This is a genomic window from Pseudomonas sp. Tn43, from assembly GCF_014192635.1.
Lineage (GTDB): Bacteria > Pseudomonadota > Gammaproteobacteria > Pseudomonadales > Pseudomonadaceae > Aquipseudomonas.
The window spans coordinates 49,095-55,565 of record NZ_JACHYG010000019.1 but is presented as its reverse complement, the minus strand read 5'-3'; the positions used below and the strand labels follow the sequence as shown (position 1 = coordinate 55,565).

Genomic DNA, 6,471 nt, shown 5'->3' with positions numbered 1-6,471 from the left:
GATAGATGAAAGCAAGCCAAACACGCATCAAAAACAGTATTGCAGAAAAGGGGGTAACCATAGATGTAGGAGCGAGGCTTGCCCGCGAAGGCGGTGTCAGGTTGGAACCGGTTCCCGGCGGACCACATACATCCCGGCACTTTCGTACAAACGCTGGGCCCGGAGGTTATTCTCCAGCACCTTCAGATCCACGTAGCCTTCGCGGCGTTGCTGAAACACCTTGAAAGCATTGAGTAGCAGCGCACGGCCAAGTCCGAGGCCTTGAGCGCGCGGATGCACCACCAGGCTTTTGATGTAGGCACTGGTCCAGCACTGGGCGACGCCGACGATTCCTTCGGCGTCGATCGCGATGAAGCACAGGGACGGATCGTATTCGGGGTCGGTTTCGAAACGCTGTTGCCAGACTTCCAGCGCCGGTACGCGACCGCTACCTTCCCGATAGCCCAGTTCCATCAAGTGATGGACGGCTTCGGCGAGTTCGGGACGGTACTGGGTCAACTCAATGCCATTTGGCCAAGTGAAAGGCGGCACATCCTCAGCGAGGTTGCGCCGCATCAGAAAACAAAAGGTCTCGGCCACCACTCAATGACCTTGTTCAGTGACGGCCCTGGCCGCCGCGATCAGGCATTTGGTCAGTTCCGGTGAGGAGAATTTGGTCAGCACCGCGTTGGCTCCGGCCAGTCGAGCCTTCTCGCTGTTCATCGCGCTGTCCAGCGAGGTGTGCAGCAATACATAGAGGTGCGAGAAGTCCGGGGTTTCGCGCAATGTGCGAGTGAGGGCATAGCCGTCCATTTCCGACATTTCGATATCGGAGACGATCAGGTTGATTTGCTGGGCGGTGCCTTGCAGGTCCAGCAGGCAGTCGATGGCTTCCCTGGCGCTGCGAGCGGTGTGGCATTGCAGGCCGAGGTTGCGCAGGGTGTGTACCGATTGTTGCAGGGCAACCTGGCTGTCATCGACCACCAGGATTCGTGCGTTGCCGAGGACTTCGGCGTCTTCCATGCTCAATTCGGTCGGGGCCGTTTCGATCTGCGCCGGCGCGATGCCGTGGATGACCTTTTCGATGTCCAGCACTTGCACCAGCGTGCCGTCGACAGAGGTCACGCCAGTGATGTACGAACGCACGCCACCGGAGCCGAAGGGCGGTGGACGGATGTCGGTGGTCAGGCAATGGACGATCTTGCTCACTGCTTGAACGTGCAAGCCCTGCTTGGAGCGGCTGACGTCGGTGACGATCAGGCAGCCACCGTTCGGGTCTTCCAGCGGTCGCTCGCCGATGGCGCGGCTCAGGTCGATCACCGACAGCGATGCGCCGCGCAGGGTGGCGATGCCTTTGACGTGAGGGTGCGACTCCGGCAGCCTGGTCAGCGGCGGGCAGGGGATGATTTCGCTGACTTTCAGCAGGTTGATCGCCATCAGCTTGCCGCTGCGCAAGGTAAACAGCAGAAGCGAAAGTGAATCTGCGCGGGCTTTGTTGGAAGACATAAAAACCTTCTGTGGAAAAAGGTGATGGGCGATTGTGCGATCGCCAACAGCTATCGATGCCGGGTTATCGACTTGGCGGAGGCAGGCTTTAGGAGTAATCCCCATTGCCGCCCAAACAAACCCCTGTGGCGAGGGGGCTTGCCTGTGGCGAGGGGGCTTGCCCCCGTTGGAGTGCGAAGCGCTCCCGTTTTTTCCAGAGTACAACCTCATCGCTGGTTTCACGACCGCTTCGCGGCCGAACGGGGGCAAGCCCCCTCGCCACAGAAGTTCCTAACCATGATGCCGGGGTTACTTCATCCCCAACCGCTTGGCCATCCGCCCAAGGTTCGCCCGATCCAGACCCAGCTCCCGCGCCGCACTGGCCCAGTTGTTCTGGTGCCGTTCCAGGCAAGCGCTGATCAGTTGGCGCTGATAATGTTCGGTGGCTTTACGCAAATCCCCTGTAATTAATGCAGCCGTCGGTGCCGCAACCTGCGGTTCTGGCGCCGGTTCAATGCTGGCGATGGGCAAGTCCAGATCCGCCGCGCTCAAGCTGAGAATTTTTGGCCGTTGCTTGCAGTTACCCAGCGCCTTCAACGCACTGCGACCAATCAAATGTTCCAGCTCCCGCACGTTCCCCGGCCAGGCATAGGCCAACAATGCCGCCTGCGCATCGCTGGTCAGGCGCAGGCTGTTGAGGCCCATGCGTGAGCGGTTTTGTTCCAGGAAAAAGCCACTGAGCAACAACACATCCCGACCGCGATCCCTCAGCGCAGGCACCAGCAGCGGATAAACACTCAGGCGATGATAGAAGTCGGCACGGTAGCGACCGCTGCGCACTTCTTCGGCCAGATCGCGGTTGGTCGCGGCGATCAATCGCACGTCGACCTGATGTTCCTGGTCCGACCCCAGCCGCTGCAATTGCCCGCTCTGCAGCACTCGCAGCAATTTGGCCTGCACCGTCAGCGACAGTTCGCCCACTTCATCGAGGAACAATGTACCGCCATTGGCCAGTTCGAATTTGCCACGCCGATCATTCGTCGCCCCGGTGAAAGCACCGCGCACATGGCCGAACAATTCGCTTTCCACCAGCGTGTCGGGCAGGGCAGCGCAATTGAGGCTGATGATCGGTTTGTCGGCCCGGGGCGACGCTGCGTGAATGGCCTGCGCCACCAGCTCTTTGCCGACCCCGGTTTCGCCGGTGATCAGCACCGTCAGGTCGCTGCCGCCCACCAGGCTGATCTCTTCCATCAATCGTTTGTAAGTCTTGCTCTGGCCGATCATTTCGCGGTTCTGCTGGCCGCTGGCCTGACGGTAAACCTCGGCGCGCTGATGTTCGTCTTCGACGCGATTGGCCAGTCGTTCGATGCGCTCGGCGGCGTTGACCGTGGCGGCGGCGAGGCCGGCGAAGGCTTGCAGGGCATCCAGCTCGATCGATTGGAAACGTTCAGGAGCGAGCGCGTCGAGGGTCAACAAACCCCACGCACGCTCGTCGATAAACAGCGGGCAGCCCATGCAGTCGTGGACTTCCAGGTGATCGTGAAGGCCGACGACCAGACCGTCATAAGGGTCGGGCAAATCGCTGTCGGCGGCGAAACGAGTTGGGCCGGGACTGCTGAGCAGCGCTTCGAAGCGCGGGTGTTCGCTGACTTTGAAACGTCGACCGAGGGTGTCGATGCTCAATCCATCCACAGCCAGCGGCACCAGCCATTCGCCATCGAGTCGCAGCAGGGCGGCGGCGTCGCACGGGAGCAGGGCACGCATGGCCTCGAGCAAGCGTCGATAACGCTCGCCTTCAGGCAGTTCGCGGGACAGGTCGGAGACCAGGGGCAGCAGGGTCGTGAGCAGTAATTTTGCAGTCATAATGACTCCGTGTAGTCGGTGTGACTATAAAGCGTCGCGTGTCGATATGACTACTTCGTTTTTAAGTTGATGATTTGTAAGGGTTTAATTGTTGGCATGGAAACTGATAGGTGAAAGATATTCACATAAAGCTCAGGAGTCGCCCTTTATGCTTAGCGTTCAAGACCGTGCAATTATCAAATCCACCGTGCCCTTGCTGGAAAGCGGCGGCGAAGCGTTGATCACTCACTTCTATCGCATGATGCTCTCCGAATACCCGGAAGTCCGTCCGCTGTTCAACCAGGCTCACCAAGCCAGTGGCGATCAGCCACGCGCCCTGGCCAACGGTGTATTGATGTATGCGCGGCACATCGACCAGCTCGATCAGTTGGGCGACCTGGTGAGCAAAATCATCAACAAGCACGTGGCCCTGCAAATCCTGCCGGAGCATTACCCGATTGTGGGCAGCTGCCTGTTGCGAGCGATCTCCGAAGTGCTGGGCGAAGAGATCGCCACGCCTGAAGTGATGAGTGCCTGGGGCGCGGCCTATGGTCAATTGGCCGAGATCCTGATCGGCGCCGAAGCCAGCATCTACGACCAGAAAGCCCAGGCGCCGGGCGGCTGGCGTGGTGCGCGGGAATTCATCGTGGCGGCCAAGGTCGAGGAGAGCGCGGAAATCACCTCGTTCTACTTCGAGCCGGCGGACAAGGGCCCGATTCTTGCGGCAGAGCCAGGCCAGTACATCGGCATGAAACTGATCCTCGATGGCGAAGAAATTCGACGCAACTATTCGCTGTCGGCGCTGGCGAACAAAGGTCAGTACCGCATCAGCGTCAAACGCGAAACCGGCGGCCGCGCTTCCAACCATTTGCACGATCAACTGCACGTCGGCGCAAGCATCATGCTGTTCCCGCCAGCGGGCGATTTCACCCTGACCGCCAGCGACAAACCGCTGGTGCTGATCAGTGGCGGTGTCGGCATTACTCCGACATTGCCGATGCTCGAAGCGGCGCTGGCGACCCAGCGGCCGGTGCATTTTATCCACTGCGCGCGCAACGGTAGCGTGCATGCCTTCCGTGACTGGATCGATGGCTTGGCCGAGCGTCATCCGCAGCTCAAGCGTTTTTATTGCTATGCCGAAGACGACGGCATCAGCCCGGCGGCGGACAAGGTTGGCCTGTTGAGCCAGGCGCAACTGGGCGAGTGGTTGCCGGAACAGCGTGACGTGGATGCGTACTTCCTGGGGCCTAAAGGCTTCATGGCGGCGATCAAGCGTCACCTCAAGGCCTTGGGCGTGCCGGAGAAGCAAAGCCGTTACGAATTCTTCGGGCCGGCTGCCGTGCTGGAATAACTCGCTGGGCGGTTCCCGCGGGGCCGGGTCGGTGTTTCGCTTGTTGGCGAAGCATCGACCCGGCCTTTTTCATATTTGTGTCAGCACCCGACCGGAGGCGGGGTATGAGGCTGCTTGCCTGATTGACGGAAAATACATAAAAGTCCAGTATGGAATTCCAAGTACAAAAAAAGCGTGCTCCGTTTCAATTTTTTCTTCTGTCTTGCCAAACCAACAACAACCCGCGAGAGAACGAATATGAAGAAATTCCCCCTCATCACCGGTCTGGCCCTGAGCCTGTTGGCGTGCAGTAGCGTGTTTGCCGCCGAGAAAACCCTGCGCATCGGCATCGAAGCGGCTTATCCGCCGTTCGCGTCCAAAACCCAGGAAGGCAAGATCGTCGGTTTCGACTACGAAATCGGCAATGCCCTGTGCGCACAGATGAAGGTCAAGTGTGAGTGGGTCGAAGGCGAGTTCGATGGTCTGATTCCTTCCCTGAAAGTGAAGAAAATCGACATGGCCCTGTCGTCGATGACCATCAATGAAGACCGCAAGAAATCAGTGGACTTCAGTCACAAGTATTACTTCACTTCATCGCGTCTGGTGATGAAGGACGGCGCAGTGGTGGATGACCAGTACGCCAGCCTCAAGGGCAAGAATATCGGCGTGCAGCGCGCCACTACCACCGACCGTTATGCCACCGAAGTTTTTGAACCGAAGGGCATCAACGTCAAGCGCTACAGCAATAACGAAGAAATCTACATGGACCTGGCCGCCGGTCGTCTCGATGCGATTTTTGCCGACACCATTCCGTTGAGTGACTTCCTGGCGATGCCGCGTGGCAAGGGCTATGCGTTTGTCGGGCCGGAATTGAAAGACCCCAAATACGTGGGTGAGGGCGCCGGGATTGCGGTGCGCAAGGGCAACACGCAATTGGTGGCGGACCTGAACAAGGCGATCGACGACATTCGCGCCAGCGGCGAGTACCAGAAGATCTCGCAGAAGTATTTCAAGTCGGATATCTACGGCGACTGAACAATCGCTTTCGCGGGCAAGCCTCGCTCCTGCGGTCCAACGTTGTTCACAAAACGGGTGAACGACGCGAAACCTGTAGGAGCGAGGCTTGCCCGCGAAGGAGCCCTTTCAATCGACCAGGATCTCAGGGCTCAGCCCTTCAATTCCTTCAAATGCTTGTACACCGTCGCCCGCCCCATGTTCAGCACATTGGCCACATAGTTGGAGGCGCTTTTGCCTTTGAAGGCACCTTCGGCGTGCAGCGCCAGCACCAGTTCGCGTTTGTGGTCGCGGGTCAGCACGTTCAGGCTCAGCTGGCGCTCGCGCAGCCAGGTGTGAAGAAAGGTGTTGATCCGCTCCTGCCAGTCATCGCGAAACAGTGAGTCCGGTTGCGGGATCAGCTTGGTCGGCGACAGGAACAAATCCAGCGCCGCTTTCGCGTTTTCGAACAACGAAATATTCAGGTTGATGCACAGCACCGCCAGTGGACGCCCTTCGCTGTCGCGCAGCACGCTGCTGAGACTGCGAATTTTCTGGCCGTCCCAGTTGAGCTTTTCGTACGGCCCGATGTTTCGTTCGCTGACGTCGTCGCTGAGCATGTCTTCCAGCGACGAGTCGTCGCCGATTTCCCGTTTGGACAGGTTGTTGGCGATGTAATCGACCTTCTGCGTGCGCAGGTCGTGCAGCACCACCTCGGCGTGAGGGAAGAACAACGTGGCGATCGCATCGGCAATCGCGCGGAAGTTGTCCATGGACGTAGCGTCCAGGGCCGAGTCTTTTTCAGGTGCGTTCATACAGTGCAACTCCAGGCAGCGTCAGCG

At 59.1% G+C, this 6,471-nt stretch carries 6 protein-coding genes; 2 read left to right on the top strand and 4 right to left on the bottom strand.

The window, feature by feature from the left end:
• Positions 1 to 96 precede the first annotated feature (96 nt).
• The 3 genes from FHW68_RS26180 to norR all read right to left on the bottom strand — a co-directional run bounded on the left by FHW68_RS26180 (position 97) and on the right by norR (position 3,327).
• On the bottom strand, positions 97 to 555 hold the full coding sequence (locus FHW68_RS26180) for a GNAT family N-acetyltransferase (RefSeq protein WP_095632547.1): 459 nt from the start codon (positions 553 to 555) through the stop codon (positions 97 to 99).
• Positions 556 to 582: 27 nt separating this feature from the next.
• Positions 583 to 1,485, bottom strand: a complete 903-nt coding sequence (locus tag FHW68_RS26175; RefSeq protein ID WP_095632512.1) for a chemotaxis protein CheV — start codon at positions 1,483 to 1,485, stop codon at positions 583 to 585.
• A 288-nt stretch (positions 1,486 to 1,773) separates the two neighbouring features.
• On the bottom strand, positions 1,774 to 3,327 hold the full coding sequence (gene norR, locus FHW68_RS26170) for a nitric oxide reductase transcriptional regulator NorR (RefSeq protein ID WP_183683783.1): 1,554 nt from the start codon (positions 3,325 to 3,327) through the stop codon (positions 1,774 to 1,776).
• Between the two features lie 148 nt (positions 3,328 to 3,475).
• On the opposite strand from norR, the gene hmpA reads away from it, so the two are divergent.
• Both hmpA and FHW68_RS26160 read left to right on the top strand, forming a co-directional pair.
• Entirely contained in the window at positions 3,476 to 4,657 is a 1,182-nt protein-coding gene (gene hmpA, locus FHW68_RS26165) for an NO-inducible flavohemoprotein (protein ID WP_095632509.1), read from the top strand.
• A 237-nt stretch (positions 4,658 to 4,894) separates the two neighbouring features.
• Complete coding sequence (locus tag FHW68_RS26160) at positions 4,895 to 5,671, top strand: ABC transporter substrate-binding protein (RefSeq protein WP_095632508.1); 777 nt, start codon at positions 4,895 to 4,897, stop codon at positions 5,669 to 5,671.
• Positions 5,672 to 5,802: 131 nt separating this feature from the next.
• Here the strand turns inward: FHW68_RS26160 and FHW68_RS26155 are convergent, their stop codons facing one another.
• Positions 5,803 to 6,444, bottom strand: coding sequence for a transcriptional regulator (locus tag FHW68_RS26155; RefSeq protein WP_095632507.1), 642 nt, complete (start codon positions 6,442 to 6,444; stop codon positions 5,803 to 5,805).
• Positions 6,445 to 6,471: the final 27 nt, after the last annotated feature.